29 protein-coding genes are annotated in these 26,600 nt (G+C 72.0%); 17 read left to right on the top strand and 12 right to left on the bottom strand.

Features of this window, described 5'->3' with window-relative positions; translation table 11 throughout:
* Position 1: 1 nt before the first annotated feature.
* The gene (locus tag KG102_RS04470; RefSeq protein WP_208289459.1) at positions 2 to 1,294 is read right to left on the bottom strand and encodes an ABC transporter substrate-binding protein; all 1,293 of its coding nucleotides are present in this window, start codon (positions 1,292 to 1,294) and stop codon (positions 2 to 4) included.
* A 438-nt stretch (positions 1,295 to 1,732) separates the two neighbouring features.
* Here KG102_RS04470 and KG102_RS04475 point away from each other — a divergent pair, with 438 nt between their 5' ends.
* The 5 genes from KG102_RS04475 (at position 1,733) to ilvC (ending at position 7,845) form a co-directional block, all read left to right on the top strand.
* Positions 1,733 to 3,466, top strand: a complete 1,734-nt coding sequence (locus KG102_RS04475; protein ID WP_208289458.1) for a glycoside hydrolase family 13 protein — start codon at positions 1,733 to 1,735, stop codon at positions 3,464 to 3,466.
* A 52-nt stretch (positions 3,467 to 3,518) separates the two neighbouring features.
* Positions 3,519 to 4,109, top strand: a complete 591-nt coding sequence (locus KG102_RS04480) for a pyridoxamine 5'-phosphate oxidase family protein (protein ID WP_208214616.1) — start codon at positions 3,519 to 3,521, stop codon at positions 4,107 to 4,109.
* Positions 4,110 to 4,398: 289 nt separating this feature from the next.
* Positions 4,399 to 6,234: an acetolactate synthase large subunit gene (locus KG102_RS04485; protein WP_208214615.1), complete on the top strand. Its 1,836-nt coding sequence runs from the start codon at positions 4,399 to 4,401 to the stop codon at positions 6,232 to 6,234.
* A 3-nt stretch (positions 6,235 to 6,237) separates the two neighbouring features.
* Positions 6,238 to 6,762, top strand: a complete 525-nt coding sequence (ilvN, locus tag KG102_RS04490) for an acetolactate synthase small subunit (protein ID WP_208214614.1) — start codon at positions 6,238 to 6,240, stop codon at positions 6,760 to 6,762.
* A gap of 54 nt (positions 6,763 to 6,816) precedes the next feature.
* A complete protein-coding gene (gene ilvC / locus KG102_RS04495; RefSeq protein ID WP_208214613.1) occupies positions 6,817 to 7,845 on the top strand; it encodes a ketol-acid reductoisomerase in 1,029 nt (342 codons plus the stop codon).
* A 54-nt stretch (positions 7,846 to 7,899) separates the two neighbouring features.
* Here the strand turns inward: ilvC and KG102_RS04500 are convergent, their stop codons facing one another.
* Complete coding sequence (locus KG102_RS04500; RefSeq protein WP_208214612.1) at positions 7,900 to 8,082, bottom strand: Rv0909 family putative TA system antitoxin; 183 nt, start codon at positions 8,080 to 8,082, stop codon at positions 7,900 to 7,902.
* A gap of 195 nt (positions 8,083 to 8,277) precedes the next feature.
* Here KG102_RS04500 and KG102_RS04505 point away from each other — a divergent pair, with 195 nt between their 5' ends.
* The 4 genes from KG102_RS04505 to KG102_RS04520 all read left to right on the top strand — a co-directional run bounded on the left by KG102_RS04505 (position 8,278) and on the right by KG102_RS04520 (position 12,159).
* On the top strand, positions 8,278 to 8,838 hold the full coding sequence (locus KG102_RS04505; RefSeq protein ID WP_208289457.1) for an ASCH domain-containing protein: 561 nt from the start codon (positions 8,278 to 8,280) through the stop codon (positions 8,836 to 8,838).
* Positions 8,839 to 8,897: 59 nt separating this feature from the next.
* On the top strand, positions 8,898 to 9,962 hold the full coding sequence (locus KG102_RS04510) for a 3-isopropylmalate dehydrogenase (protein WP_208289456.1): 1,065 nt from the start codon (positions 8,898 to 8,900) through the stop codon (positions 9,960 to 9,962).
* A gap of 83 nt (positions 9,963 to 10,045) precedes the next feature.
* Positions 10,046 to 11,155, top strand: coding sequence for a branched-chain amino acid aminotransferase (locus KG102_RS04515; protein ID WP_208214609.1), 1,110 nt, complete (start codon positions 10,046 to 10,048; stop codon positions 11,153 to 11,155).
* Complete coding sequence (locus KG102_RS04520) at positions 11,155 to 12,159, top strand: serine hydrolase domain-containing protein (protein WP_208289455.1); 1,005 nt, start codon at positions 11,155 to 11,157, stop codon at positions 12,157 to 12,159. The genes KG102_RS04515 and KG102_RS04520 overlap by 1 nt, the downstream gene beginning before the upstream one ends.
* Before the next feature lie 4 nt (positions 12,160 to 12,163).
* Here KG102_RS04520 and KG102_RS04525 read toward each other — a convergent pair whose 3' ends face one another.
* Positions 12,164 to 12,781 (bottom strand): hypothetical protein, encoded by a 618-nt coding sequence (locus KG102_RS04525; protein ID WP_208214607.1) that lies wholly within the window; start codon positions 12,779 to 12,781, stop codon positions 12,164 to 12,166.
* Positions 12,782 to 13,134: 353 nt separating this feature from the next.
* Here KG102_RS04525 and cimA point away from each other — a divergent pair, with 353 nt between their 5' ends.
* The 3 genes from cimA (at position 13,135) to KG102_RS04540 (ending at position 16,768) form a co-directional block, all read left to right on the top strand.
* Positions 13,135 to 14,757 carry a citramalate synthase gene (gene cimA, locus KG102_RS04530; RefSeq protein WP_256440420.1) on the top strand — a complete coding sequence of 541 codons (1,623 nt, stop codon included), beginning with the start codon at positions 13,135 to 13,137 and terminating at the stop codon, positions 14,755 to 14,757.
* 88 nt (positions 14,758 to 14,845) lie between these two features.
* Positions 14,846 to 15,691 carry a RodZ family helix-turn-helix domain-containing protein gene (locus KG102_RS04535; RefSeq protein WP_208289454.1) on the top strand — a complete coding sequence of 282 codons (846 nt, stop codon included), beginning with the start codon at positions 14,846 to 14,848 and terminating at the stop codon, positions 15,689 to 15,691.
* A gap of 18 nt (positions 15,692 to 15,709) precedes the next feature.
* A complete protein-coding gene (locus KG102_RS04540; RefSeq protein WP_208214605.1) occupies positions 15,710 to 16,768 on the top strand; it encodes a lipoyl protein ligase domain-containing protein in 1,059 nt (352 codons plus the stop codon).
* 13 nt (positions 16,769 to 16,781) lie between these two features.
* On the opposite strand, the gene KG102_RS04545 is transcribed toward KG102_RS04540, so the two are convergent.
* From KG102_RS04545 to ybaK, 7 genes are all read right to left on the bottom strand, one after another.
* The gene (locus tag KG102_RS04545) at positions 16,782 to 17,090 is read right to left on the bottom strand and encodes a DUF202 domain-containing protein (protein WP_208214604.1); all 309 of its coding nucleotides are present in this window, start codon (positions 17,088 to 17,090) and stop codon (positions 16,782 to 16,784) included.
* Positions 17,087 to 17,452, bottom strand: a complete 366-nt coding sequence (locus KG102_RS04550) for a YidH family protein (RefSeq protein WP_208289453.1) — start codon at positions 17,450 to 17,452, stop codon at positions 17,087 to 17,089. The genes KG102_RS04545 and KG102_RS04550 overlap by 4 nt, the downstream gene beginning before the upstream one ends.
* Before the next feature lie 25 nt (positions 17,453 to 17,477).
* Positions 17,478 to 17,918, bottom strand: coding sequence for a hypothetical protein (locus KG102_RS04555; protein ID WP_208214602.1), 441 nt, complete (start codon positions 17,916 to 17,918; stop codon positions 17,478 to 17,480).
* Positions 17,905 to 18,099, bottom strand: a complete 195-nt coding sequence (locus tag KG102_RS04560) for a helix-turn-helix transcriptional regulator (protein WP_208214601.1) — start codon at positions 18,097 to 18,099, stop codon at positions 17,905 to 17,907. The genes KG102_RS04555 and KG102_RS04560 overlap by 14 nt, the downstream gene beginning before the upstream one ends.
* On the bottom strand, positions 18,096 to 18,887 hold the full coding sequence (locus tag KG102_RS04565; RefSeq protein WP_208214600.1) for a CPBP family intramembrane glutamic endopeptidase: 792 nt from the start codon (positions 18,885 to 18,887) through the stop codon (positions 18,096 to 18,098). Before KG102_RS04565 ends, KG102_RS04560 begins: the two co-directional genes overlap by 4 nt.
* A 242-nt stretch (positions 18,888 to 19,129) precedes the next feature.
* On the bottom strand, positions 19,130 to 19,834 hold the full coding sequence (locus KG102_RS04570; RefSeq protein WP_208289452.1) for a YggS family pyridoxal phosphate-dependent enzyme: 705 nt from the start codon (positions 19,832 to 19,834) through the stop codon (positions 19,130 to 19,132).
* Entirely contained in the window at positions 19,831 to 20,328 is a 498-nt protein-coding gene (gene ybaK / locus KG102_RS04575) for a Cys-tRNA(Pro) deacylase (RefSeq protein ID WP_208289451.1), read from the bottom strand. Before ybaK ends, KG102_RS04570 begins: the two co-directional genes overlap by 4 nt.
* Positions 20,329 to 20,400: 72 nt before the next feature.
* Here ybaK and KG102_RS04580 point away from each other — a divergent pair, with 72 nt between their 5' ends.
* Entirely contained in the window at positions 20,401 to 20,799 is a 399-nt protein-coding gene (locus tag KG102_RS04580) for a YccF domain-containing protein (protein ID WP_208214597.1), read from the top strand.
* Here the strand turns inward: KG102_RS04580 and KG102_RS04585 are convergent, their stop codons facing one another.
* Together KG102_RS04585 and KG102_RS04590 are read right to left on the bottom strand one after the other, a co-directional pair.
* Positions 20,800 to 21,060 carry a hypothetical protein gene (locus KG102_RS04585; RefSeq protein ID WP_208214596.1) on the bottom strand — a complete coding sequence of 87 codons (261 nt, stop codon included), beginning with the start codon at positions 21,058 to 21,060 and terminating at the stop codon, positions 20,800 to 20,802.
* Positions 21,061 to 21,099: 39 nt separating this feature from the next.
* Positions 21,100 to 23,679, bottom strand: a complete 2,580-nt coding sequence (locus KG102_RS04590) for a DEAD/DEAH box helicase (protein WP_208214595.1) — start codon at positions 23,677 to 23,679, stop codon at positions 21,100 to 21,102.
* Positions 23,680 to 23,688: 9 nt separating this feature from the next.
* Between KG102_RS04590 and rnhA the strand changes: the two genes are divergently transcribed.
* From rnhA to KG102_RS04610, 4 genes are all read left to right on the top strand, one after another.
* The gene (gene rnhA / locus KG102_RS04595) at positions 23,689 to 24,177 is read left to right on the top strand and encodes a ribonuclease HI (protein WP_372438368.1); all 489 of its coding nucleotides are present in this window, start codon (positions 23,689 to 23,691) and stop codon (positions 24,175 to 24,177) included.
* Between the two features lie 55 nt (positions 24,178 to 24,232).
* Positions 24,233 to 25,105, top strand: a complete 873-nt coding sequence (locus KG102_RS04600) for an oxygenase MpaB family protein (RefSeq protein ID WP_208289450.1) — start codon at positions 24,233 to 24,235, stop codon at positions 25,103 to 25,105.
* Positions 25,102 to 25,842, top strand: coding sequence for a glutamine amidotransferase (locus KG102_RS04605; RefSeq protein WP_208289449.1), 741 nt, complete (start codon positions 25,102 to 25,104; stop codon positions 25,840 to 25,842). The genes KG102_RS04600 and KG102_RS04605 overlap by 4 nt, the downstream gene beginning before the upstream one ends.
* A gap of 100 nt (positions 25,843 to 25,942) precedes the next feature.
* A complete protein-coding gene (locus KG102_RS04610; RefSeq protein ID WP_208289448.1) occupies positions 25,943 to 26,596 on the top strand; it encodes an AMIN-like domain-containing (lipo)protein in 654 nt (217 codons plus the stop codon).
* The last annotated feature ends 4 nt before the right edge of the window (positions 26,597 to 26,600 follow it).

Raw genomic sequence — 26,600 nt, forward strand, 5'->3', positions numbered from 1 at the left:
GTCAATCTCCCGTCACGGGGATGGTGCGAGCGGCGACCTTGCTCCACTCGCTGTCGAGGGTGGCGAGCGCAGCCTCGGCGTCGCCGGTGAACAGGAACTGCTGGTCGATCGCCGCGAGCGGGATGCTGGCCGGGATCTGGTGGTCGATGAAGCCCGCGATCCGGCCCTCGTCGAAGTACGGCGCGACCGACTGGATCGCCGGGTTGTCGCTGGGCTCCGCGCCCTCCACGGCCGGGAACATGTTCTGCGAGGCGGCGAACTGCTCGACCACGTCCTTCTGGAACAGGTAGTCGATGAACCGCAGCGCCTCCGCCTGCCGCGGGGACTCCTTCGGCATCGTCACGGCCACATCGACCCCCGAGACCAGCACGCGGTCGGCGGGGTCCTCGGCCGCCGGGTACGGGAAGATCCCCGCCCGCAGGTCCGGGTTGACGCCCTGGATCGGGCTCAGCGCCCAGATGCCTTGCAGGAGCATGGCGACCTCGCCGTTGGCGAACGCCGCGTTGCCGTCGTCGTAGGTCGCCCCGCGGTATCCCGGCTGCATGTAGTCGAAGAGCTGTGCCTGCTGGTCCAGCGCCCCGGCGAAGTCCTTCTCGAACGACACCGGGGAGTCCGGACCGGTCTCCGCACCCTGCTCACGCATCCGCTCGAAGAAACCGTCCTCGGCGGCGTAGGCGCCGATCCCGTTGAACGAGGCCAGGGTCGTCCACGAGTCGGCGAGCGTCCCGTAGAACGGGGTGATGCCGGCGGCCTCGAGCGTGTCGCAGATCGCGATCAGGTCGTCCCAGGTCTCGGGGACCTCGAGGCCCTGCTGCTCGAAGATCTCTTGGTTGTAGATGATCCCGTCGGCGTTGCTGACGTAGCCGAGGCCGTTCACCTCGTCGCCGTACGTGCCCAGGTCCGCCATGATCTCCTGCACCGCCGGGTTGATGGTCTCCAGCACCGGCTGGTCGGAGAAGTCGTAGAAGACCCCGGCCTCCGCGAGTCGGCCGAAGTTGCCGCTCGCGTTGAGGGTGATGACGTCCGGTGCCTTGTCCTTCACCAGCAGCGTCCGGATGGCCGTGTCGGCGTCGGCGACCTGGTTCTGTACCACCCGGATGTCCGGGTTCTCCGCCTCGAAGTCGGCGATGATCTGGTCGAAGTCCTCGAGCGCCTCACCCTTGAACTGGAAGAAGCTCAGGGTGGTCACGCCGTCGGAGGGTTCGTTCGCACAGCCGCCGGCGGCGGTCAGCAGCAGCGCCAGCACCGCCGCCGCCCTGACACGCCGACCTCGTCGCGTCACTCGGTCTCTCATCGTGCGCCTCCCTGCGCCGGGTTCCGGACGCGGGCGCAGGCCGACGACGTCCAGCTCGCGACCCGTCATGACGGTCTCGTCGTCCTGCCATTGGAGCGCTGACTGCGCCGCGGCGCGCGTCGAGACGCCCACGACGTGGATCCGGGAGCGCCTGCCGTGGGCCAGCCGACCAGCGCCACGGCCCGGCCGATCCCGCTCTGCCGGTCGCGCCCTTCATGTCAACATGGAACCAATGGACCGGTGGACGGAGTGCTGACCGACAGCGACCGAGCGCTCGCCCGCGCCGTGCTGATCGCCGGGCCGATCTCGCGTAGCGAGCTCACCAGCCGCCTCGGGAGCGGCGAGATACGCGATCCAGGACACCGTCGACCGCATCGACCTCGATCGGGAGGCGCAGGAGCTGCTGCAGGCCCCGGCCCCGACGAGAGGAGCCCTCGTATGACGTGGACGACGAAGGACGCGCCCTGGTGGACCCGGGCCGTCGTGTACCAGGTGTACCCGCGCTCGTTCGCGGACTCCGACGGAAACGGCATCGGTGACCTGCCGGGGATCCTCGGCCACCTGGACCACCTGGCGGAGCTGGGGGCGGACGTCGTCTGGCTGTCGCCGATCTACACCTCGCCGCAGGACGACAACGGGTACGACATCAGCGACTACCGCGCGGTCGACCCGGTGTTCGGCACGCTCGAGGACCTGGACCGGCTGGTCGAGGCCCTGCACGAGCGGGGCATGAAGCTGGTCATGGACCTCGTGGTCAACCACACGTCCGACGAGCACCCGTGGTTCGTCGAGTCCCGCGACCCCGCGAGCCCGAAGCGCGGCTGGTACTGGTGGCGGCCCGCGCGCGACGGCATGGCGGCCGGGGCGCCCGGCGCCGAGCCGACCAACTGGCGCTCGTTCTTCGGCGGCCCCACCTGGGAGCTCGACGAGCGGTCGGGCGAGTACTACCTGCACCTGTTCAGCCGCAAGCAGCCGGACCTGAACTGGGAGAACCCGCAGGTCAGGGACGCCGTGTACGAGATGATGCGGTGGTGGCTCGACCGCGGCGTCGACGGCTTCCGGATGGACGTCATCAACCTCATCTCGAAGGACACCGCGCTGCCCGACGGTGCGGTCACGGACGGCCTGTTCGGGGACGGCGGACCGTACTACGTCTGCGGGCCGCGCATCCACGAGTTCCTGGCCGAGATGCACAAGGCCGTGTTCGCCGACCGTCCGGGCACGCTGCTGACCGTGGGGGAGATGCCCGGCGTCACGGTGGAGCAGGCGCGGGACTTCACCGACCCGGGGCGCAAGGAGGTCGACATGGTGTTCCAGTTCGAGCACGTCGGCCTCGACCACGGCCCCGGCGGCAAGTTCGACGTCCGGCCGCTGCGGCTGCGTGACCTCAAGGCGTCGCTCGGTCGCTGGCAGGCCGGTCTGGCCGACGTCGGCTGGAACAGCCTCTACTGGGACAACCACGACCAGCCGCGGGTCGTGTCGCGGTTCGGCGACGACGGGGAGCTCCGACGGGAGTCGGCCACGATGCTGGCGACGGTCCTGCACCTGCACCGCGGGACGCCCTACGTGTACCAGGGCGAGGAGCTCGGGATGACGAACGCGCACTTCACGCGCTTCGACCAGTACCGGGACATCGAGACCCTCAACCACGTCACTGCTGCGAAGACGGTCGGCACCGGGACGGACGAGGACCTCCTCGCCGGCATCGCCGCGATGAGCCGCGACAACGCCCGCACCCCCATGCAGTGGGACGACTCGCCGCACGCGGGGTTCACCACCGGCATCCCGTGGATCGAGGTGAACCAGAACTACCGCGAGATCAACGCCGCGCAGCAGCGGGCCGACCCCGGGTCGGTCTTCCACTACTACCGGGCGCTGATCACCCTGCGGCACCGGGACCCCGTGGTCGCACTCGGCGACTTCACGATGCTGCTGCCCGACCACGAGCACGTGTACGCCTTCACCCGCCGGCTCGACGGCACCGAGCTGCTGGTCCTCGGCAACTTCTCCGGGGACGTGCAGGACGTCGAGCTCGGGCAGGCCTGGCCCCTGGGCGCGCCGGCCGACGCGCTGGTGCTCGCCAACTACCCGGCCGGCGACGCCCCCTCGCCCGACGGGCGGCTGCGACTGCGCCCGTGGGAGGCGCGGGTCTACCGCTGGGACCTGTTCTGACTGTCGGCCCGCCCGCCGCTCGCTAGGCTCCTGTCGAGCGATCGGGGGACCCATGGGCAAGGTGCACGAGCGGATCGACGGCCGGCTGCGCGCGTTCGTCGAGGCGCAGCCGATGTTCTTCGTCGCGACGGCCCCGAGCGGCCCGGACGGGCACGTCAACCTCTCGCCGAAAGGTGTTGCGGGCACGTTCGTCGTCCTCGACGAGCACCGGGTGGCCTACCTCGACCTGACCGCGAGCGGCGCCGAGACGATCGCGCACCTGCGCGACAACGGCCGCATCACGCTGATGTTCTGCGCGTTCCAGGGGCCCCCGAACATCGTCCGGCTGTACGGCCGCGGCCGGTTCGTCACGGTGTACGACGAGGGATTCGACGAGCTCGCGGCGCTCTTCGGCGAGACACGTGGCGCGCGCGCCGTGATCGTCGTCGACGTGGACCGCGTCTCCGACTCGTGCGGGTACGGCGTGCCCCTCATGACGCTCGAGGGGGAGCGGGATCTGCTCCCACCGCACCTGGAGCGCAAGGGGGTCGACGGTCAGGCCGCCTACCGGCGGCGCAAGAACCGGACCAGCATCGACGGCCTCCCCGCGTTCGACATGGACCCGGCGCCCTCGGCGGAGCGATCCCTGCCGTCCAGTACGTGATCGCGTGAACCACGATGTGAGATGGGTCGGGGGTCGCGTGACACATCGGAAACCTGGGCGTAGTGTCCAACGCGTGCAGACGACCCTTCTCGTAGTACTTCCTGAGCGCGCCGGCTAGAGGCCTCCCGCACAGGCCCCGTCAGCGCGCTCGCCCCTCGTCCAGCCCGTACGTGGCTCGAGGGGCTTTTCTGTGTTCCGACCAGCTCTCGCTCGGCAGTGCCGAGCGGCACCGAGCACCACCCAGCAGTGCCCAGCAGCACCACCCACGAGCATGACCAGGGAGACAACGATGGTCCAGGGCCCCCACCCGGCGCCGCCGCGAACAGCCGCGCCCGCCGCGTCCTCCGCAGCCCGCGTCCCGGTCCCGACCGCGGCGGAGCAGGTCACCGGTGCGCAGTCCATCGTCCGCTCGCTCGAGGAGGCCGGCGTCGAGGTCGTGTTCGGCATCCCCGGCGGCGCGATCCTGCCCACGTACGACCCGCTGATGGACTCCACCAAGGTCCGCCACATCCTCGTCCGGCACGAGCAGGGCGGCGGGCACGCGGCCGCCGGCTACGCCGCCGCGACCGGTCGGGTGGGCGTGTGCATGGCGACGTCCGGCCCGGGTGCGACGAACCTCGTGACGCCCATCGCCGACGCGCACATGGACTCGGTGCCCCTCGTCGCGATCACCGGCCAGGTCGGCGCCTCGCTCATCGGCACGGATGCGTTCCAGGAGGCCGACATCGTCGGCATCACCTTGCCGGTCACCAAGCACAACTACCTGGTGACGGACCCGGACGACATCCCGCGCGTGATCGCCGAGGCGTTCCACATCGCGTCGACCGGGCGGCCCGGTCCGGTGCTCGTGGACATCGCCAAGTCGGCGATGCAGGCCCGCACCACGTTCTCCTGGCCGCAGGAGCTCAACCTGCCCGGCTACCACCCCGTGACCAAGCCGCACGCCAAGCAGATCCGCGAGGCGGCCCGGCTGATCGCCACGGCACGCCGGCCGGTGTTCTACGTGGGCGGTGGCGTGATCCGCGCCCGCGCGTCCGCGGAGCTGCGCGCGCTCACCGAGGCGTCCGGTGCGCCGGTCGTGACGACGCTCATGGCGCGCGGTGCGCTGCCCGACTCGCACCCGCAGCACCTGGGCATGCCCGGCATGCACGGCACGGTCGCCGCCGTCGCGGCGCTGCAGAAGGCCGACCTCGTCGTCGCCCTCGGTGCGCGCTTCGACGACCGCGTGACCGGGCTGCTGTCGAGCTTCGCGCCGAACGCGACCATCGTGCACGCCGACATCGACCCGGCCGAGATCGGCAAGAACCGCGCGGTCGACGTGCCGATCGTCGGCGACCTCAAGGAGGTCATGGCGGACCTGTTGCCCGAGCTGGCCCGCGAGCACACGCAGCACGGCAAGCCGGACCTGGAGCAGTGGTGGCGTCAGCTGGACGACTGGCGCCAGACGTTCCCGCTGGGCTTCGACGAGCCCGGCGACGGCCACCTCGCCCCGCAGCACGTCATCCAGCGGATCGGTGAGCTGTCCGGGCCGGAGTCGATCTTCGCCGCGGGCGTCGGCCAGCACCAGATGTGGGCGGCGCAGTTCATCAAGTACCAGCGGCCCAACTCCTGGCTGAACTCCGGGGGACTGGGGACCATGGGCTACGCCGTGCCGGCGGCGATGGGCGCCAAGGTGGGCGACCCGTCGCGCACCGTGTGGGCCATCGACGGCGACGGCTGCTTCCAGATGACCAACCAGGAGCTCGCCACCTGCACGATCAACGAGATCCCGATCAAGGTCGCGATCATCAACAACTCGTCGCTCGGCATGGTGCGGCAGTGGCAGACGCTGTTCTACGAGTCCCGCTACTCCAACACGGACCTCAACACGGGGCACGGCACGGTGCGCATCCCGGACTTCGTGAAGATGGCCGACGCGTACGGCTGCGCCGGTCTGCGCTGCGAGACCGTGGGCGACGTCGACGCGACCATCAAGCGGGCCCTCGAGATCAACGACCAGCCGGTCGTCATCGACTTCACCGTGTCACGCGACGCGATGGTGTGGCCGATGGTCGCCGCGGGCGTGAGCAACGACGCCATCCAGTACGCGCGGGGCATCAGCCCGGCGTGGGACCGAGAGGACTGAGCCATGAGCCGCCACACCCTGTCGGTCCTCGTCGAGAACAAGCCCGGCGTCCTGACGCGCGTCGCCGGCCTGTTCGCGCGGCGGTCGTTCAACATCCACTCGCTCGCGGTCGGTCCCACCGAGCACGACGAGATCTCGCGCATCACGGTGGTCGTCGACGTCGCGGACCTGCCGCTCGAACAGGTGACCAAGCAGCTGAACAAGCTCATCAACGTCATCAAGATCGTCGAGCTCGAGGACGCGTCGTCCGTGCAGCGCGAGCTGCTGCTGGTGAAGGTCAAGGCCGACGCTGCGCAGCGCACCGGAGTCCTCGAGGTCGTCCAGCTGTTCCGGGCGCACGTCGTCGACGTCGTGCCGGACACCGTCGTCATCGAGGCGACCGGTGGACCGGGCAAGCTCGACGCCCTGCTCGCCGCCCTGGAGCCGTTCGGCATCCGGGAGATCGTGCAGTCCGGCACCGTGGCCATCGGCCGCGGGTCCCGCTCGATCACCGACCGCGCCCTCGAGCGCGTCAACAGAAGCGCCTGACCGTCCCCCTGACCGTTACGTACACCCAGACCCACAACACCGAGGAGACCCATCGTGGCCGAGCTGTTCTACGACGACGACGCCGACCTGTCGATCATCCAGTCCAAGAAGGTCGCCGTCATCGGCTACGGCAGCCAGGGGCACGCGCACAGCCTGAACCTGCGCGACTCCGGCGTCGACGTGACCGTCGGCCTGCGTGAGGGCTCGGCGTCCCGAGCCAAGGCCGAGAACGAGGGCCTCAAGGTCGCCTCGGTGGCCGACGCGGTCCGCGAGGCCGACGTCGTCGTCATCCTGGCGCCCGACCAGGTCCAGCGCATCGTGTACCGCGACGAGATCGAGCCGAACCTGAAGGACGGCGCCGCCCTCGTCTTCGGGCACGGCTTCAACATCCGCTTCGGCTACATCAAGCCGGCCGCGGGGCACGACGTGCTCATGGTCGCCCCCAAGGGCCCGGGTCACCTGGTCCGTCGCGAGTACGTGGACGGGCGCGGCGTGCCGGTCATCGTCGCGGTCGAGCAGGACGCGTCGGGCTCCGCCTGGGACCTCGCGCTGTCGTACGCCAAGGCGATCGGTGGCCTGCGCGCCGCCGGCATCAAGACGACCTTCACCGAGGAGACCGAGACCGACCTGTTCGGTGAGCAGGCCGTCCTGTGCGGTGGCGTCTCGCAGCTCATCCAGTACGGCTTCGAGACCCTGACCGAGGCGGGCTACCAGCCGGAGGTCGCGTACTTCGAGGTCCTGCACGAGCTCAAGCTGATCGTCGACCTCATCTTCGAGGGCGGCATCACCAAGCAGCGCTGGTCCGTCTCCGACACCGCCGAGTACGGCGACTACGTCTCCGGCCCGCGCATCATCACGCCGGACGTGAAGGACAACATGAAGGCCGTGCTAGCCGACATCCAGAACGGCGCCTTCGCCGAGCGGTTCATCAAGGACCAGGACGCCGACGCGCCGGAGTTCCAGGAGCTGCGCGAGAAGGGCCAGAACCACCCGATCGAGCCCGTCGGCCGCGAGCTGCGCAAGCTCTTCGCCTGGGTCAAGCCGGCCGAGTCGGACTACGTCGAGGGCTCCGCGGCGCGCTGACCCTCCGCACGACGAACGGCACCCCGTCCCGCGGGGTGCCGTTCTGCGTCCCGGTCAGTCGTTGCCGACGTGGTCGTCGGCCGACGTCGTCGCCTTGGTGATCTTCTCGTCGTGCGAGCCGCCCGTCTTGCTCGACGCGGCGTCGCCCGCCTTGTCGAGTCCCGCGTCGCTCGCCTTCTCCGCCTGGTCGCTGTCCATCGCGCCGGCCGCCTTGCCCTTGAGGTCGTCGATTCCCATGTGCGCGTTCCTTCGTCCGTGCCGAACCGGCCGGCTCCTTCGGCCCCTCTCATCCTGCGCGCCGGTTCGGCGACCGGCACCCCGGAGCCCCGCACCACAGCGCGCACCACCGAGCGCGACGTCCCCGGCTGCAGCACGTCGTGCCGCCCACCAGGACTTACGCAAGGATGAGCGGATGACGACGGAGGGACGACGATGACCGACGAGCTGGTGGAGCCGGCCGAGCACGCGGCCGAGGGGCCGGTCGACGACCTGCGCATCGCGGCGTTCTGGCAGGCGGCGCGTGGACACGTGGGTTTCGGGAAGATGGACCAGGTTCTCGGTGGCTCGACCGAGGACGTGCTGGCGCCGCCGGCGTGGTCGTTCGGGGACAACCCGGCGCTCGCGGACCAGCTGCTCACCCTCGTCCTCGACGGACGCAAGACGGCGACCTCGACGGCGCTGGTGGAGCTCACGGACGTCGGCCTGGAGACGCCGCGGGTGGGCGAGCTGTCCATCGTCACGGACTCGGCCGGTGAGCCGCGAGCGCTCCTGCGGACCACGCAGGTCGACGTCGTCCCGTTCGATCGGGTCAGCGCGGAGCACGCCGCGGCCGAGGGCGAGGACGACCTGACCTTGGAGTCCTGGCAGGCGCAGCACGAGACGTACTGGCGCCGGGTGCTCGGGGACGACCGGTTCTCCACCACGATGGACGTCGTCACCGAGCGTTTCGAGCTGATCTACCCCACGACCGGCCCGACACCCGCGGTCGACTAGTCGGTTCGTCTGGTGAGACGGCCCGTTCCGAGAGGTGGGACGGGGTTTACGCTCGGCGCATGGCTGACACCACTGCTCCCCGGGACCTCCGCCTCGCCGTCGTCGCAGGTGACGGCATCGGCACGGAGGTCGTCGAGCAGGGTCTGCTCGCGCTCGACACGGCGCTGCACGGCAGTGGGGTCACCGTCTCGACCACCGACTTCGACCTGGGTGCCCGCCGCTACCACGCCACGGGCGAGACCCTCACGGACACCGACCTCGAGGCCATCCGCGGGCACGACGCGATCCTGCTCGGCGCCATCGGCGACCCGAGCGTGCCGTCGGGCGTGCTGGAGCGTGGGCTGCTGCTCCGCCTGCGCTTCGCCCTGGACCACTACGTCAACCTGCGCCCCAGCCGGCTGTACCCGGGCGTGGCCTCTCCGCTGGGCAACCCCGGCGAGATCGACTTCGTCGTCGTCCGCGAGGGCACCGAGGGACCGTACGTCGGCAACGGCGGCGCGATCCGGGTGGGCACCCCGCACGAGGTGGCCAACGAGGTCAGCGTGAACACCGCCTTCGGCGTCGAGCGCGTGGTGCGTGACGCGTTCGCCCGCGCCGCAGCGCGTCCGCGCAAGAAGCTCACCCTCGTGCACAAGCACAACGTGCTGGTGCACGCCGGCCACCTGTGGCGCCGCACGGTCGAGGCCGTCAACGCCGAGTTCCCGGAGGTGACGGTCGACTACCTGCACGTGGACGCGGCGACGATCTTCCTGGTCACCAACCCGTCCCGGTTCGACGTGATCGTCACCGACAACCTGTTCGGCGACATCCTCACGGACCTGGCGGCCGCCATCACGGGCGGTATCGGGCTGGCGGCGTCCGCGAACATCAACCCGGACCGCACAGCACCGAGCATGTTCGAGCCCGTGCACGGCTCGGCCCCGGACATCGCCGGCCAGGGCAAGGCGGACCCGACGGCCACCGTGCTGTCGGTCGCGCTGCTGCTGGAGCACCTCGGCCTGCCTGCCGCCGCTTCCCGCGTGGAGAAGGCGGTCGCGGACGACATCGCCGGCCGCTCCTCCGCCGAGCGAGTACGTTCGACGGCCGAGGTGGGCAAGGACCTCGCCGCGCGCATCGCCGGTTGATCCAGGCGGGACCCGTCCCGAATATCCACTCGGCCGTCCTCACCGGTACCGTCGATCCTGACTCTGGTGAAAGGCCCCCGCTCATGAGCACCACGACCAACCCGACGTCCGCCGACCTCTTCACGATCACGCGGACCGACACCCCCGTCCCCGACGAGCAGCGCGAGGCGATGCTCGCGTCGCCGAAGTTCGGCACCGTGTTCACCGACCACATGGCCCGGATCTCGTACACGAACGAGGACGGGTGGACCGGCCGGCGCGTCGAGAAGTACGGCCCCCTGCTGCTGGACCCGGCGACCGCGGTCCTGCACTACGCGCAGGAGATCTTCGAGGGCATGAAGGCGTACCGGCACGCCGACGGCTCGGTGTGGACGTTCCGCCCCTGGGCCAACGCGGCGCGGTTCGCGCGCAGCGCCCGCCGGCTGGCGCTGCCGGTGCTGCCCGAGGCGGACTTCCTCGGTGCGATCGAGGCGCTCGTCGCGACGGACCTGGCCTGGGTGCCGTCCGGTGAGGAGACGAGCCTGTACCTGCGCCCGTTCATGTACGCCTCCGAGTCGTTCCTCGGCGTGCGCCCCTCGATGGAGGCGGAGTTCCTGGTCATCGCCTCGCCCGTCGGACCGTACTTCGCGGGTGGCGTGCGGCCGGTGTCCATCTGGGTGGACCAGGAGTACCACCGCGCGGGTGCGGGCGGCACCGGGGCGGCGAAGTGCGGCGGCAACTACGCCGCGAGCCTGCTCCCGCAGCAGCGCGCCCACGACCTGGGCTTCGAGCAGGTGTGCTTCCTCGACGCGTCGACCAACACCCTGCTCGAGGAGCTGGGCGGCATGAACGTGTTCGTCGTGCACGCCGACGGCAGCGTGGCCACCCCGCCGATCTCCGGATCGATCCTGGAGGGCGTGACGCGCTCGTCGATCCTGCGCCTGCTGACGGACGCGGGCCACGAGGTGTCCGAGCGCCAGATCCCGCTGGCGGAGCTGCGTTCCGGGCTGGCGGACGGGTCGGTGCGCGAGGTGTTCGCGTGCGGCACGGCCGCGGTGATGACCCCGATCGGCCGGATGGCGAGCGACGACTTCGACCTCGTGGTCGGGGACGGCGACGCCGGGCCGGTCACCATGCGCATCCGGGCCGAGCTCACGGACATCCAGTACGGGCGGTCGACCGACCGGCACGGCTGGCTGCACCGGCTGGTCTGATGCCGCTCGCAGCAGACGTCGACCGCATCGCGCAGGAGACCGGCTTCGCGGGCGTGGTCCGGGTGGACCGCGCGGGCGCCACCGAGCTCGACGCCGCGTACGGCCTCGCCGACCGGCGGCACGCCCTGGCGATGACCACGCAGTCGCAGCTGGCCATCGCCAGCGGCGTCAAGGGCATGACCGCGCTCGCGGTGATGAGCCTGGTCGAGGAGGGCACCCTCACGCTCGCGACGACCGCGCGCTCGCTGCTGGGCACCGACCTGCCGCTCGTCGCGGACGACGTCACGGTCGAGCACCTGCTCGGGCACCGCTCCGGCATCGGCGACTACATCGACGAGGAGTCGGACACGCCGATCGAGGCGTACCTGATGCCCGTCCCGGTGCACCTGCTGGAGACCACGGAGCAGTTCCTGCCGGTCCTCGACGGCTTTCCCACGGCCTTTCCGGCGGGCGAGCGGTTCGCCTACTGCAACAGCGGCTTCGTCGTGCTCGCGCTGCTGGCGGAACGCGCGTCCGGGGTGCCGTTCCACGACCTGGTGCGCGAGCGCGTCTGCCGCCCGGCGGGGATGGTCGACACGGACTTCCTGCGCATGGACGCCCTGCCCGGGCGTGCCGCGGTCGGGTACGTCGAGATGGGCGGCGAGTGGCGCACCAACGCGCTGCACATGCCGGTGCTCGGTTCGGGCGACGGCGGCATCTACTCCACCGGCGCGGACCTGCACCGGTTCTGGACCGCGCTGTTCGCGGGCCGGATCGTGAGCGCGGAGACGGTGGCGGAGATGGTGCGGCCGCGCCCCACGGTTCCGGGTGACGACCGGCGGTACGGGCTCGGGTTCTGGGTGCACCCCACGCGTGAGATCGCCCAGCTCGAGGGGTTCGACGCGGGGGTGTCGTTCCGCAGCTCGCACGACCCGGCCCGGGAGCTGACCGTCACCGTGATCGGCACCACGGCCGCGGCCGCCTGGCCGCTGGCCACGGTGCTCGACGCCCAGCTGCTCGACTGACGCCTCAGTCCACGGTGGTCCCGGGCCGCAGGGTCCGGCTGAGCACGCCGGTGAGCAGGGACCAGATCGCGATGCCGATGAGCGCGTTGATCAGCCCGGACGCGATCGCGGACTCCAGCACGTCGGTCCACGTGAGCGGCAGCAGCGCGGCGGTCAGCGTGGCCAGGAACAGGATCCAGCCGAAGAACGCTCGGGGCTTGGGCGTCGAGAGGACCAGGAGCTGCAGCAGGGCGCCGGCGAGTATCGCGGCCAGGACACCCCCGACCACGTAGGCGGCCCCCGTGGACTGCGTCCCGAAGAGGTCACGCACGACGAGGTCGATGTCGAGGATCTGGTCCACGATGAGCACGCCGACCAGCCCGATCAGGGCCGTGACCAGCGCCGTCGCCGCCACGCCCGCCCAGTACCGGCCACCGTCGACCGACGGTCCCGTCGCGCGGGCGGCGGGCGGGGGAGCGGCGGTGAACGCGGGCTGCGCGGTCGGCGGTTGCACGGGCGGCGGCTGCGCGGCCGGGTACACCACCGTGGGGTCCACCGGGGCGGCGGCCGGGGTCGGTGGCGCCGGCTGTGCGGCGTGCGGGTACGCGGACTGGCGCTCGGGAGGTGGAGTGGGCGTGGACATCGCTGCCTCCTGCTGGGTCGACCCGACCGGAGCACCGCCGGTGACGGCACGGCTCAACGCTAGCGACAGCCGCCCGAGTGCGCCTGGACGCGCGGTCCAAGGCGTGGACCGGGTGACCGTGCGACGTGACGTGTGCCACTATGCACGGGTGACCCGCTCCCTCATTATCGAGTAGCGCGTCGGCCCACCAGCTGACGCGCAGACCTCCCGTACCTCGGGGGGTCTTTTTGTTGGTCGGAGCACCACCCCCGCCCCGACTACCGTCGACCGCACCGGCCCACCCCCGCCGGCGTCATGAGGGCGCAACCCGCGCGAGGTCCTGTCGTCCGTCCCAGCACCGAAGAGAGCTCATCGTGTCCGTCCTCCCCACCCTGCCGTTCCAGGTCTACGACACGACCCTGCGGGACGGCGCCCAGCAGGAGGGGATGAACCTCTCCGTCGCCGACAAGCTCGCCATCGCGCCTCTGCTCGACGAGCTCGGTGTCGGCTTCATCGAGGGCGGCTGGCCCGGCGCGGTGCCCAAGGACACCGAGTTCTTCAAGCGGGCAGCCAAGGAGCTGGACCTGCGCAACGCCGAGCTCGCCGCGTTCGGCAGCACCCGCAAGGCCGGCACCCGCGCCGTCGACGACCCGCAGGTCCGCGCGCTCGTCGACTCCGAGGCGCCGGTCGTCGCGCTCGTCGCCAAGCACGACCTGCGGCACGCCGAGCGCGCGCTGCGCACCACGGGCGTCGAGAACATCGCGATGATCGCGGACACGGTCGCCTTCCTGGTGCGGGAGGGACGTCGGGTCGTGGTGGACGCCGAGCACTTCTTCGACGGCTACCGGTTCGACCCCGCGTACTCCCGCGCCGCCGTCCTGGCCGGCTTCGAGGCCGGCGCGGACGTGGTCGCGCTGTGCGACACCAACGGCGGCATGGTCCCGACGTGGGTGTCGCAGATCGTGCACGAGATCCGGGACGCCGTCGGGCCGGACGCCGTGCTCGGCATCCACGCGCACAACGACTCCGGCTGCGCGGTCGCCAACACCCTGGCCGCGGTCGAGGCGGGGTGCTCGCACGTGCAGGGCACCGTCAACGGGTACGGCGAGCGCACGGGGAACGCCGACCTGCTGTCGGTCGTCGCCAACCTGGAGCTGAAGTACGGACTGCAGGCACTCAAGGTCACGGGCGGGCTGCCCGGCGGTCTGCCGGAGCTCACCCGCATCGCCCACGCCATCAGCGCGATCACGAACATCTCCCCGTTCGCGCGGTCGCCCTACGTGGGTGCCAGCGCGTTCGCGCACAAGGCCGGCATCCACGCCTCGGCCATCCGGGTGGATCCCGACCTCTACCAGCACACCGACCCGTCCGCCGTCGGCAACGACATGAGGATGCTGATCTCCGACATGGCAGGCCGGGCGTCGATCGAGCTCAAGGGCCGCGAGCTCGGCTTCGACCTCAGCGACCGGCCGGACGTGCTGGGCCGGGTGACCGACCGGGTCAAGGACGCCGAGGCCAACGGCTACACCTACGAGGCCGCGGACGCGTCGTTCGAGCTGCTCCTGCTCGAGGAGATCGACGGCCGGCGGCCGCAGTACTTCCGGGTCGAGTCGTGGCGCGCCATCGTCGAGCGCAGCGGCGGGCGCGGGACGCCGGCGACGGCGGAGGCCACCGTCAAGCTGCACGCCGGTGGCGAGCGCGTCGTCAGCACCGGCGAGGGGAACGGCCCGGTCAACGCGCTGGACCACGCCCTGCGACAGGCGCTGCTGCGCGTCTACCCGGAGCTCGCGACGTTCGAGCTCATCGACTTCAAGGTGCGCATCCTCGACTCGATGCACGGCACCGACGCCGTCACGCGCGTGCTCATCGAGATGACCGACGGGCAGCGCTCCTGGAGCACCGTGGGCGTCGGGCCCAACCTGCTCGAGGCGTCGTGGGAGGCGCTCACGGACTCCGCCATCTGGGGTCTGCGCAGCTGCGGCGTGACGCCCCGCTGAATTCATCCCTGCGCCGACGACCGTCCAGGCCTAGCCTCGGGGGGACCTGCCGCTGACGTGCGGCCGTCGACGTGCGGAGGGAGCGACCGTGTCCGGCAGTACGCCGCCGCCCGACGTGGCCGGGGAACCACAGCGGGGGCGGACCGGTTGGCGGTGGCCGCTCGTCGTGGTGCTCGCGCTCGCCTGCCTGACGGTGCTGGTCCTGATGCCCTGGACTCCCGTCGAGACGGAGCCGGATCTCACCGAGACCGGAACCACCGCCGAGCCCACGGTGGAGCCGAGCACCCCGGCGTCGCCGGTGGCGCAGCCCGGTTCCGACGCCGTGTTCGACGCGACGACCGCACCCGCGCTGTTCGTCACCGCGGCCGACCTCGTCGCCGGGGTGCCCGCCGCGGAGCCCGGGGTGGACGCGCAGATCACCGCCGGGCAGCTGCCGTGGGGCCTGCCGGCCGGCTCGACCATCGACCCGGCGGAGTGCACCATCGCCGCGACGGTCGTCGCGACGCCCCCGCCCTGGTACGACGCGCTGATGTGGGGCAACGAGGCGCTGGCCTTCGAGCAGGAGGTCGTCCTGCTCCCGGACCCCGCGACCGCTCGCGAGGCGTTCCGGTCGCTGGTCACGACCGTCGACGCGTGCCCCGAGTACAGCCAGGTCAACCTGGGCGTGGACGGTGGCACGTGGGTCACCGAGCCGGCGATCGAGGGCCAGGGGGTCTACCCGTCGATCGTGCAGGAGGTCACGCAGTCCGCCGAGGGCACCGAGGTGCCCGGGTACCGCGGGCACCTGCTCGTCGGCAACACGGTGGTGACGTGGACCGCCGAGGCGCTGGAGGCCGGTGACCGCGAGGCGGCCCTGGCGACGCTGGGCGATCCGACCACCCTGTCCGCGCTGGTCCAGGACCGGGCGCAGTCGGCGGTCCGGTCCCTGGGCTGAGCCGCCTACGCTTGCGGCGTGCATGGTGAGTACAAGGTCCCGGGCGGCAAGCTCGTCGCGGTCGACCTGGACGTGGTGGACGGGCTGCTGAGCGACGTCAGCGTGAGCGGTGACTTCTTCCTCGACCCGGACGAGGCGCTCGCGGTCCTGTCGTCGGCGCTCGTGGGACAGCCGCACGACGCCCCGGTGAGCGCCCTGATGGGCGCCGTGACCGCCGCGCTGGACCGCCAGGAGCAGCCGGTGACCATGGTCGGGTTCGACGCGCACGCGCTCGCGGTCGCCGTGCGACGCGCGCTCGGGTACTCCACTGCCTGGAGCGACCACACCTTCGAGCTGATCCACCCCGGCCCGTTGCCACCGGCCCTGCACGCCGCCCTCGACCAGGTGCTGACCGAGGAGCTCGCGGCCGGACGCCGCGGTCCCACGCTGCGGTTCTGGGAGTGGGTCGAGCCGGCCGTGATCATCGGCTCGTTCCAGTCGCTGCGCAACGAGGTGGACCTCGAGGCGGCGCAGCGGTACGGCATCACCGTCGTGCGCCGGATCTCCGGCGGCGGCGCGATGTTCATGGAGGCCGGCAACTGCATCACGTTCTCGCTCGTCGTCCCGGCGTCACTGGTGGACGGGATGACCTTCGAGGACTCCTACGCGTTCCTCAACCAGTGGGTGCTGGGCGCCCTCGCGGACGTCGGCGTGGACGCGTTCACCAGCGGCCTGAACGACATCGCCTCGCCCGCGGGCAAGCTGGCGGGCTCGGCGCAGAAGCGCATGGTCGGCGGCGCCGTGCTGCACCACGTGACCATGTCCTACGACATCGACGCGGCCAAGATGCTCGAGGTGCTGCGGATCGGGCGCGAGAAGCTCTCCGACAAGGGGACGGCCAGCGCGGCCAAGCGGGTGGACCCGGTGCGCTCGCAGACACAGCTACCGCGCGAGGCCGTGATCGCGGCGTTCGCCGACCACTTCCGCGCGCTGTACCCGACGGTGGACGGCGACCTGCGCCCCGAGGAGCTGGCGCGGGCGACGGAGCTGATGCGGACCAAGTTCACCGATCCGGGTTGGACCGCGCGCGTGCCCTGACGTGCGCCCTGCGTCAGGGGCCGTGCAGCACGACGAACGCGACGGCGGCGATCCCGAGAAGCAGCACGCCGGCCGCGCTGGCGGCCACGAGCCGGCCGCCCGGAGGCACCGCACCGTCGGCGAGGTGGCGTCCGTGCGAGACCACCGCCAGGGCGACCGCCACGACGGCGGCCGTCGCGGCGAGGCTCCACGCGGCCAGTCCGACGAACTCCTGGAGCAGGTGCGAGGCTGCCAGCCCGCCGGCGACGAGTCCGATCGCGGTGCGTCGCCACGCCAGGTGGGTCCGCTCCGCGGCGAGGGTGGGCGGTGGCGGGGCGCTCACGCCACGGCCAACCCGACGAGCACGAGCCCGCCCGCGACGCACACACCGACCACCAGCAGGCCGAACGCGGACGGTGCGGGCAGCGAGGAGCTGCGCCGGATCGCGCGCTCGGCCCGGGCCCAGCCGACCCAGGCCAGCACCGGCGCCAGGACGCCGAGCCCGACGAGCACCAGCGCGGCCGCGAACCGCAGGTCGGCCTGCACCGGCAGGTCGAGGGCCTCCAGGGCCACCCCGGCGGCCAGCAGGGCCAGCGACGTGCGGATCCAGGCCAGGAACGTCCGCTCGTTGGCCAGCGCGAACCGGGCGTCGGGGTCCGTCCCCGTGCCGTAGACCCAGCGCGGGAACCGGCGCTCGTCGCTCATGCGCACATCCTGCCGCGGCCCCCCGTCAGAGCCGGCGCGACAGCACGATGGAGGAGCCGACCAGCACCGCGAGCAGGAGCCACTCGATCGCGCCGATCACGGTCGCCCCGTCGGCGCCCAGCGCCACGGCCGCCATGCCGACCGCGTTCGCCAGGAACGCCGCGAGGCCGACGTACGCCAGGGAGGAGGAGAAGATCGTCTTGTCGCGCTCGTCGGCGGTGCCCAGGAGCGCACGGCCGAACCCGCTCGCCGACGACGGACCCTGACGTGCCGCCCGCCAGCGCAGCACGGCCATGAGCACGATGAACCCGCCGCCGCCGACGAGGGCGCCGGCCGCAGTGTCGGGCTCCCCGGCCAGGGTGAACGCCAGCCAGAGGGCGCCCACGGCGAGCACGGCGGCGGTTCCGGCGACCAGGAGTCGACCCGTGGACAGGGTGCGTCGGGCGCGGGGCTCAGGCGTCGTCATGGAAGATCTCCTCGATCGTCGTGCGGAAGTAGCGGGCCACCGCGAACGCGAGCGGCAGGGAGGGGTCGTAGCGGCCGTTCTCCAGCGAGTTGACGGTCTGCCGGGAGACGGCGAGCGCGTCGGCGAGCGCCGCCTGCGAGAGCCCGGCCTCCTCGCGCAGGCGCCGGATGTCGTTCCTCATCGGGCCTCCGCCCGCGCGGCCGGTGCGGGCCGCACCAGCAGCGGGCGCAGATCGATCAGCACGTGCAGCACCATGAGCAGGAGGATGCTGCCCGTCACCAGGTAGAGCTGGGTGAAGGCGGCGCCGAGCGCCCCGGTCAGGACCATGCCGAGCCAGCCCTGGTACCAGTGTGCGAACCCGAACAGCAGCGCGGCGACGACCACGACCCCGGCGTGCGGCAGGTCGGGAACGGCCACGGCGAGGGCGAGCACGACCAGGCCGCGGTAGGTGATCTCCTCGGTGACGCCGGCGGAGAGCGACAGGCCGGCCCATCCGCGACGAGCAGCGGGCGTCACGGGCATCATGGCGTCCACCGCGGCGACCGGCTGCCGGGGCCGCAGGGGCATCCGCCGGTGGACGAGCGCGAGGATGCCCGCACCGAGCGCCAACCCGACGACCGCTCCGACCACGGTGCTCGCGACGTGGTCACCGGCGTCGGGCGTCATGGCCCCCAGGTCGGGCAGCCGCAGGCCCAGGTCGGAGAGCCCGATCCCCGGCAGGAGCAGGACCGCGGCGAGGGCGACGGCGCCGCTGAGCCAGCCCTGCCGGGTCCAGCTGCGGTAGAACCGGCGCAGGATGCCGTCGCGGGTGTCGGCGTCCGGCGCCGCGGCCATCCCCGCGACGAGCGCGGCGTGCTGGCGGCGCCCGATCAGCGGGTCCGTCGCGACGAGGACGAGGACCAGGGCGACGAGGACCAGGGTGGTCAGGGTCGGGACGTCGAGGTCCCGCAGGGTGTCGAGGGTGTCCACGAGCGTCCTCCGATGTGACAAGCGTGCTTGACATGGAAAGCGTCCTTGACATGACACGCGATGTCAAGCGAACTTGTCACGTATCCCCGGGCGGCCACGCCGCTCCTGACCGGTATGAGCGTCGACCTCGATCGGGAGCTGCGCCGGCTGGGCGTCCTGCACGCCCGCGAGCTCGCCGCCGCCCGTCGCCGCACGGCCGGAGCCGCCACCCGCACCGCGCAGGCGGTGCTGCTGCGCGGAGGTCAGGTGGGCCGCGGCCCGAAGACCGCGCTGCCGACGCGGACGAGGGTCGCCCCCTCCGCGACCGCGAGCTCGAGGTCCCCGCTCATCCCCATCGAGAGCTCGGTCGCGGTCCGGGTCCCGGACGCCACCAGCTCGTCGCGCAGACCGCGCAGGAGCGCATAGCCGGACCGTACGACGGCGGGGTCGGCGGACCGCGCACCGACCGTCATGAGCCCCGCGACGCGCAGCCGCGGCAGGGCGGCGACAGCGGTGGCGAGCTCCACGGCCTGCTCGGGGGCCACGCCGTGCTTGGTCGGCTCGCCGGACACGTTCACCTGGACGTACACGTCCAGCGGGCCGGTCGTGCGGGCCGACAGCCGCTGCGCCAGGTCCAGGGACGCCAGCGACTCGATGCACGACGCCCAGCGCAGGGCGGCGTTCACCTTGTTGGACTGCAGCGGGCCGATCAGGTGGACGTCGGCGAAGCCGGCGAGCTCCGGCCCCTTGGCGACGAGCTCCTGCACGCGGTTCTCGCCCACCAGGAGGGCGGTCGCCGCGGGGTCGTCGGCCCGGGCGCGGGCGTCCGCGGCGAGCGCCTCGCGGACCAGGTCGGCCGGCTGCGTCTTCGTCGCGAGCAGCAGCCGCACGTCGCGCGGGTCCCGGCCGGCCTCCTGCGCGGCCACGGCGACGCGGAGCCGCACGCGCGCGAGGCGCTCGGCGATCACGCGGTCGTCCGCGCGATGTCCGCCACCGTCGCCGCCGTGAGGCGGACGAGGTCGTCGGGCGAGAGCTCGACGTCGAGCCCGCGCCGGCCGGCCGAGACCAGGACGGTGTCGAACAGCCACACGGTCTCGTCGACGACCGTCGGGTGCGGCGTCTTCTGGCCGAACGGCGAGATCCCGCCGACCACGTAGCCGGTGGCGCGCTCGGCGTCCGGCTTGGGCGCCATGGCCGCCTTCCGGCCGCCCACGGCGTGCGCCAGCGCCTTGAGGTCCAGCTGCCCCGTCACCGGCACCACCGCGACCGTGAGCGTGCCGTCCACCAGCGTCATCAGGGTCTTGAACACCTGCTCGGGCGGGAAGCCGAGGGCGGCCGCCGCCTCCAGTCCGTAACCGAGGGTGCTGTGCGGGTCGTGCGTGTACGGGTGCGCCGTGTACGGGACGCCCGCCGCGGTCAGTGCGACCAGCGCGGGGGTGCCGGCGTGCTCCTTCTTCGCCACGGAGCCACGATAGGGGTCGGACCAGGGTTGTCCCGGATGTCGTCCGTGCCGCCGAGGGTGCACGCTGGGTCGGTGAAGACGCTGCTCAACATCATCTGGCTCGTGCTCGCCGGCTTCTGGCTGGCCCTGGGCTACGTCGTCGCCGGGATCATCTGCTGCGTCCTCATCGTCACCATCCCGTTCGGCATCGCGTCGTTCCGCATGGCCAGCTACGCGCTGTGGCCGTTCGGGCGCACGGTGGTCGACAAGCCGACCGCCGGCGCGCTGTCCGTGATCGGCAACATCATCTGGCTCGTCGTGGCGGGGTGGTGGCTGGCTCTCATGCACATCGTCACCGGCATCGCGGAGGCCGTCACCATCGTGGGCATCCCGCTGGCCCTGGCCAACTGGAAGATGGTGCCCATCTCGCTGTTCCCGCTGGGCAAGCAGATCGTGCCGTCCGACCGGATCATGGCGGCCTACGGGCAGTGACTACTGCCCCGTGATCAGGACGATCAGCAGGTAGACCAGGGTGCCGGCCGCGACGCCGGTCCCGGCCGCGAACCACGTGGCGGGGTTCCTGCCCCGGGCCTGCAGCACCGTGGCGGTGACCACGAGCACCACGGCCGCCGCGATCGTGAGGATCCCGAGCACCCAGACCGCGGACACGAGCGCGGCCGCCATGCAGATCAGGAAGACGTACCGCGGGGACCTCGTGCGACGCACGGGGGCGTCGGTGGGCGGGGTGCTCATGCGCGAACGGTAGCCGGACACCGCCGGTAGGCGCGCATCTCAGGCGGTGAGGTCCCCCAGGGGGCCGACGGCCACGATCCGCAGCTGGACCTCGCCGGTCTCGTCGGACCCCGCCAGGTCCACGACGGCGTCGATGCGCCAGTCGTGGTCGCCCTCGGGGTCGTCCAGGAGCTGGCGCACGTGCCACGTCCCGCGGCCCGGGGTCACCTGGAACAGGGCCGGCCCGCGGGCGGGGGCGCCCGTGAGGATCTCGTCGTGGTCGTCGTAGAAGGGGTCGAGCGCGGTGCGCCACCGGTCGGCGTCCCACGGCTCACCGTCCGCGTCGAGGTCACCCAGCTGGGCCAGACCGCCGTAGTACTCCCGGGCGGCGAGCTCGACCCGGCGGAACAGGGCACCGCGCACGAGCGCGCGGAACACCCGCGGGTTGGCGGTGATCGGCTCGGGGACGTCCTCGTCGATCCCGCTATCCATCCCACCCAGTGCGGCGGCACCTCGTTCCTCCAGGGGGTTGCTGAGCCGCTCCCACTCGTCGAGCAGGCTCGAGTCGGTGCGCCGGACCAGGTCGCCCAGCCACTCGATGAGCTCCCACAGCTCCTCGGTGCGCGCCTCTTCGGGGACCGTCTGGCGCAAGGCCCGGTAGGCGTCGGCGAGGTAGCGCAGCAGCACGCCCTCGGTGCGGTCGAGCTGGTAGTAGGCGACGTACTCGGCGAAGCTCATCGCCCGCTCGTGCATGTCGCGGACCACGGACTTGGGGGACAGGGCCAGGTCGGCCACCCACGGGTTGGTCTGCCGGTACGTCACGAACATGGCCTCGAGCAGCTCCGCGAGCGGCTTCGGGTAGCCGACGTCCTCGAGCAGGGCCATCCGCTGGTCGTACTCGAGCCCGTCGGCCTTCATCTGCGCGACGGCCTCGCCACGGGCGCGGTTCTCCTGCGCCGACAGCACCTGGCGCGGGTCGTCGAGAGTGGCCTCGATGACCGAGACGACGTCGTGCGCGTAGGCCGGGTCCTCCCGGTCCAGCAGGTCGAGGGCGGCGTACGCGAACGGCGACAGCGCCTGGTTGAGGGCGAAGTTCGGCGCCAGCTCGGCGGTCAGCTGCACGGCGCGGCGGCGGCCGTGCGGCGCGGTCGGGTCCTCGACCCAGGGGCGCTCGACGACGCCCGCGGCGCGCAGCGACCGGTAGACCGCGATGGCGCGCCGCACGTGCCGGCCCCGAGCGCCCTCGGGCTCGTGGTTGTCGGTAAGGAGCTTGGTCATGGCCGCCACCGGGTCGCCGTCGCGCGCCAGCACGTGCAGCACCATCGCGTGCGAGACGGCGAAGCTGCTGGTCAACGGCTCGGGCGGGGCGTCACGCAGTCGCTCGTACGTCTTGTCGGTCCAGTTGACGTGACCCTCGGGTGCCTTCTTGCGGATGATCTTGCGCAGCTTGCGCGGGTCGTCGCCGGCCTTCTCGAGGAGCTTGCGGTTCTCGATGACGTGCTCCGGGGCCAGGACGATGACCTCGCCGACGGTGTCGAACCCGGCGCGGCCGGCCCGCCCGGCGATCTGGTGGAACTCGCGCGCGGACAGGTGCCGCATGCGGATGCCGTCATACTTCACCAGGCTGGTCAGCAGCACCGTCCGGATGGGGACGTTGATGCCGACGCCGAGCGTGTCGGTGCCGCAGACCACCGGCAGCAGGCCCTTCTGCGTCAGCCGCTCGACCACCCGGCGGTACTTGGGCAGCATCCCCGCGTGGTGCACGCCGACCCCGTGCCGCAGCAGCCGGTTGAGCGTCCGGCCGAAGCCCGGACCGAAGCGGAACCCCGCGATCTCGTCGGCGATGCGGTCCCGCTGCTCGCGGCTGGCCAGCGGCGTCGACATGAGCGACTGCGCCCGCTCGACGGCCTCCTTCTGCGTGAAGTGCACCACGTAGACGGGGGCGCGACGGGTCTTGACCAGCTCGTCCAGCAGCTCGTGCAGAGGCTCGATGGCGTAGGAGAACGTCAGCGGCACGGGGCGCTCGGCGTTCGCGATGACGGCGACCGGCTGGTGCGTCCGGCGGGTGAGGTCCTCGGCGAAGAAGCCGACGTCGCCCAGCGTGGCGGACATCAGCACGAACTGGACGTGGTTCAGCTCCAGCAGCGGCACCTGCCACGCCCAGCCGCGCTGGGGGTCGGCGTAGAAGTGGAACTCGTCCATGACGACCTGGCCCACGTCGGCGCCGTCGCCGTCGCGCAGGGCCACGTTGGCCAGGATCTCGGCCGTGCAGCAGATGATCGGGGCGCCCGGGTTGACCGCCGAGTCGCCCGTCATCATGCCGACGTTGGCGGAGCCGAACGCCTCGACGAGGGCGAAGAACTTCTCGCTGACCAGCGCCTTGAGCGGGGCCGTGTAGTACGTCCTGCGGCCCTGGGCGAGCGCCACGAAGTGCGCGGCGACGGCGACGAGCGACTTCCCGGACCCGGTGGGCGTCGACAGGATCACGTGCGCGCCGGTCACCAGCTCGAGCAGCGCCTCGTCCTGGTGCGGGTAGAGCGTGAGCCCCTGGTCGTCGGCCCAGCCGGTGAAGGCCTCGTACAGGGCGTCGGGATCGGTGGGGTCTGCGGGGATGCGATCGGCCAGGTTGGGGGTGCTCATCGTGCCTCGATGGTCCCATGCGCACGGGCGTCTAGGGTGTGGGCCGTGAGCGAGCGGCCGACCGTGGAGATGTGGACCGACGGGGCCTGCAAGGGGAACCCGGGCGTCGGTGGCTGGGGCGCGTGGATGCGCTACGGCACGCACGAGCGCGAGCTGTTCGGCGGCGAGGCTCTCACCACCAACAACCGGATGGAGCTCACGGCCGTCATCGAGGGCCTCCGGGCACTCACCAAGCCGTGCGACGTCACGCTGCACGTCGACTCGCAGTACGTGATGAACGGCGTCACCAAGTGGATCGCCGGCTGGAAGCGCAACGGGTGGCGCACGGGGGACAAGAAGCCCGTGAAGAACCAGGAGCTGTGGGAGGCGCTGGACGCCGAGGTCGCCCGGCACACGGTCCACTGGGTGTGGGTCCGGGGGCACGCAGGCGACCCGGGCAACGAACGCGCCGACCTGCTGGCCAACCGCGGCGTGGAGAAGGTGCGCGCCGAGGCGTGATCCCGTGCGGCGACCTAGCATCGTCTCGCAGGGAGTCGCCGAGCAGGGAGGTCCCATGGTGCACAGCCTGGCGACGATGCGGGACCGCGCGGGCACGGCGCTCTTCCTGCGGGTGGCCGGACCGGACGGGTTGGCCAGCCGAGAACGCATCCACGGCACACCCGGCCCGCGGTGGTTCGGCCCGGACGCGGCCATCCGGCAGGTGCACGGGGACGCGTCGATGTTTGTCGGCGGCATGCGGGCGCTGCTGCTCCAGTCCCTGCATCCCGCGGCGATGGCGGCGGTCGGTGCGCACTCCGGCTACCTCGGTGACCCCTGGGGTCGGCTGGCGCGGACCAGCACCTTCCTGGCCGTCACCACGTTCGGCACCATCGACGACGCCACCGCGGCGATCGACCGCGTCCGCCGGGTGCACGAACGCATCCGCGGCGTGACCCCCGAGGGCATCGAGTACGCGGCCGGTGACCCGACCCTTCTGCGCTGGGTGCACGTGGCGGAGGTGGACAGCTTCCTGCGGGCGCACCGCGTGTACGGCCAGCACCCGCTCGACGCCGCCGGTGCCGACGAGTACGTCGCCGAGGCCTCCCGCGTGGCGGTCGCTCTCGGTGCCGAGCGCGTGCCGGAGTCGGTGGCCGAGCTGGCCAAGGCGCTGGACGAGTTCCGGCCGGCGCTCGCCGCGTCCACGGCAGCGCGGGAGGCGGCCGACTTCCTGCTGCACGAGCCGCCGGTGGCCCGGCCGCTGCGTCCGGCCTACTCGCTGCTGGCGAGGGCGGCCGTCGCGTCGATGCCGCCGTGGACGTTCGAGCTGCTCGGCCTGGACCGGCCGGGCGCGACGGGGTTGGCGTACGGCCGTGCGGCCGGGGCGGTGGCGACGCGCTCGATCCGCTGGCTCCTGGGCGCGAACGACGCGAGCCGGGTGACCGGATGAAGCCGTTCCTCCTGCTCAGCTCGCGCGCCGAGGACGTCGCTGCCGACGGGGAGCAGGCAGCGATCGCGCGGTTCGGGGGACTGCACGCGGGCGAGCTGGAACGCATCCGCATGGAGGCGGCGTCGTTCCTGCCGGTGGACCTGGACCGGTACGCCGGGGTCATCGTCGGTGGCAGCCCGTTCGACGCCAGCACCCCCGAGGACCAGAAGTCGCCGGTGCAGCGCCGGGTCGAGGCCGAGGTCTCGACGCTGCTGGACGAGATCGTCGACCGCGACCTGCCGTTCTTCGGCGCCTGCTACGGCGTCGGCACCCTCGGCGTCCACCAGGGTGCCGTCATCGACCGGACCTACGCCGAGCCGATCGGGGCCGTGACGATCTCGCTCACGGACGCCGGGCGGGAGGACCCGCTGCTCGAGGGGCTACCCGAGTCGTTCCAGGCGTTCGTGGGCCACAAGGAGGCGTGCCGGGTGCTCCCGCCCGACGCGGTCCTGCTGGCGTCGTCGGCCACCTGCCCGGTGCAGATGTTCCGCGTGCGGCAGAACCTCTACGCCACCCAGTTCCACCCCGAGCTGGACGTCGAGGGCATCACCACGCGGATCGGCGTCTACCGCGACTACGGCTACTACGAGCCCGGGGAGTACGACGACGTGCTCGCGCGCGTGCGTCGCGCCGACGTGTGGGCGCCGCACCGCATCCTCGAGGCGTTCGTGCAGCGCTACCGGGCCGGCGCCCGCTGAACCGCTGAGCGGCTGCACCTCGCCGCGCAGATCCCGCAACCGGGCGTCGGCGCACCGTACGGTGGGCCATCCGACCGGGCCACCAGCACGAGGAGACACGATGAGCGCCACGTCCCGCCGGACCAGCGGGCTGGTCGCCGCCGTCGCCGTCCTCCTGCTGGCGTCGTGCGCGGAGGGCGGCTCGGGCGCACCGACGGCCGCACCGTCCGCCTCCGTGACGCCGTCCCCGACCGAGAGCGCGACACCGGCGCCCACCGCATCGGAGACCGGCGCCTCGGAGCCCGACGCGCCGATCCCGTTCCCGGCAGACGTCGCGGTCGACGAGCAACCGTCCTCGGACGACGCCGCGCTGACCCTCACCGACGTGACCACCGGGCAGCACGAGGGCTACGACCGCGTGGTGTTCCACCTCGGCGGCACCGGGACGCCCGGGTGGATCGTGCGCTACGTGGACACCGCGACCGACGACCCGGCGGACACGGTCCTCGATATCGACGGCGACGGCACGCTGTCGGTCATCCTGCTCGGGTTCCAGCTCCCCACCACGACCGGCATCACCGAGTGGGACGGTCCCAACCCGATCCGCACGCCCGACTACGAGGAGCTGCGCGAGGTGAACGTCCGCGGGCAGTTCGAGGGGCAGGAGCTCGCGTACCTCGGTCTCGACTCGACCGGCGAGCCGTTCCGGGTGTTCGCGCTGACGGACCCGACCCGGGTCGTGGTGGACGTCCAGGATGTCGACGACGACGACTGACGAC

This window comes from Cellulomonas fengjieae, from assembly GCF_018388465.1.
GTDB classification, from domain to species: Bacteria; Actinomycetota; Actinomycetes; order Actinomycetales; family Cellulomonadaceae; genus Cellulomonas; species Cellulomonas fengjieae.

Bases quoted from the DNA above. Each gene is read 5' to 3' on its own strand.
- KG102_RS04470 (WP_208289459.1), bottom strand. From the start codon at position 1,294: ATGAGAGACCGAGTGACGCGACGAGGTCGGCGTGTCAGGGCGGCGGCG.
- KG102_RS04475 (WP_208289458.1), top strand. From the start codon at position 1,733: ATGACGTGGACGACGAAGGACGCGCCCTGGTGGACCCGGGCCGTCGTG.
- KG102_RS04480 (WP_208214616.1), top strand. From the start codon at position 3,519: ATGGGCAAGGTGCACGAGCGGATCGACGGCCGGCTGCGCGCGTTCGTC.
- KG102_RS04485 (WP_208214615.1), top strand. From the start codon at position 4,399: ATGGTCCAGGGCCCCCACCCGGCGCCGCCGCGAACAGCCGCGCCCGCC.
- ilvN (WP_208214614.1), top strand. From the start codon at position 6,238: ATGAGCCGCCACACCCTGTCGGTCCTCGTCGAGAACAAGCCCGGCGTC.
- KG102_RS04500 (WP_208214612.1), bottom strand. From the start codon at position 8,082: ATGGGAATCGACGACCTCAAGGGCAAGGCGGCCGGCGCGATGGACAGC.
- KG102_RS04505 (WP_208289457.1), top strand. From the start codon at position 8,278: ATGACCGACGAGCTGGTGGAGCCGGCCGAGCACGCGGCCGAGGGGCCG.
- KG102_RS04510 (WP_208289456.1), top strand. From the start codon at position 8,898: ATGGCTGACACCACTGCTCCCCGGGACCTCCGCCTCGCCGTCGTCGCA.
- KG102_RS04515 (WP_208214609.1), top strand. From the start codon at position 10,046: ATGAGCACCACGACCAACCCGACGTCCGCCGACCTCTTCACGATCACG.
- KG102_RS04520 (WP_208289455.1), top strand. From the start codon at position 11,155: ATGCCGCTCGCAGCAGACGTCGACCGCATCGCGCAGGAGACCGGCTTC.
- KG102_RS04525 (WP_208214607.1), bottom strand. From the start codon at position 12,781: ATGTCCACGCCCACTCCACCTCCCGAGCGCCAGTCCGCGTACCCGCAC.
- KG102_RS04550 (WP_208289453.1), bottom strand. From the start codon at position 17,452: ATGAGCGACGAGCGCCGGTTCCCGCGCTGGGTCTACGGCACGGGGACG.
- KG102_RS04555 (WP_208214602.1), bottom strand. From the start codon at position 17,918: ATGACGACGCCTGAGCCCCGCGCCCGACGCACCCTGTCCACGGGTCGA.
- KG102_RS04560 (WP_208214601.1), bottom strand. From the start codon at position 18,099: ATGAGGAACGACATCCGGCGCCTGCGCGAGGAGGCCGGGCTCTCGCAG.
- KG102_RS04585 (WP_208214596.1), bottom strand. From the start codon at position 21,060: ATGAGCACCCCGCCCACCGACGCCCCCGTGCGTCGCACGAGGTCCCCG.
- KG102_RS04590 (WP_208214595.1), bottom strand. From the start codon at position 23,679: ATGAGCACCCCCAACCTGGCCGATCGCATCCCCGCAGACCCCACCGAT.
- rnhA (WP_372438368.1), top strand. From the start codon at position 23,689: ATGGTCCCATGCGCACGGGCGTCTAGGGTGTGGGCCGTGAGCGAGCGG.
- KG102_RS04600 (WP_208289450.1), top strand. From the start codon at position 24,233: ATGGTGCACAGCCTGGCGACGATGCGGGACCGCGCGGGCACGGCGCTC.
- KG102_RS04605 (WP_208289449.1), top strand. From the start codon at position 25,102: ATGAAGCCGTTCCTCCTGCTCAGCTCGCGCGCCGAGGACGTCGCTGCC.
- KG102_RS04610 (WP_208289448.1), top strand. From the start codon at position 25,943: ATGAGCGCCACGTCCCGCCGGACCAGCGGGCTGGTCGCCGCCGTCGCC.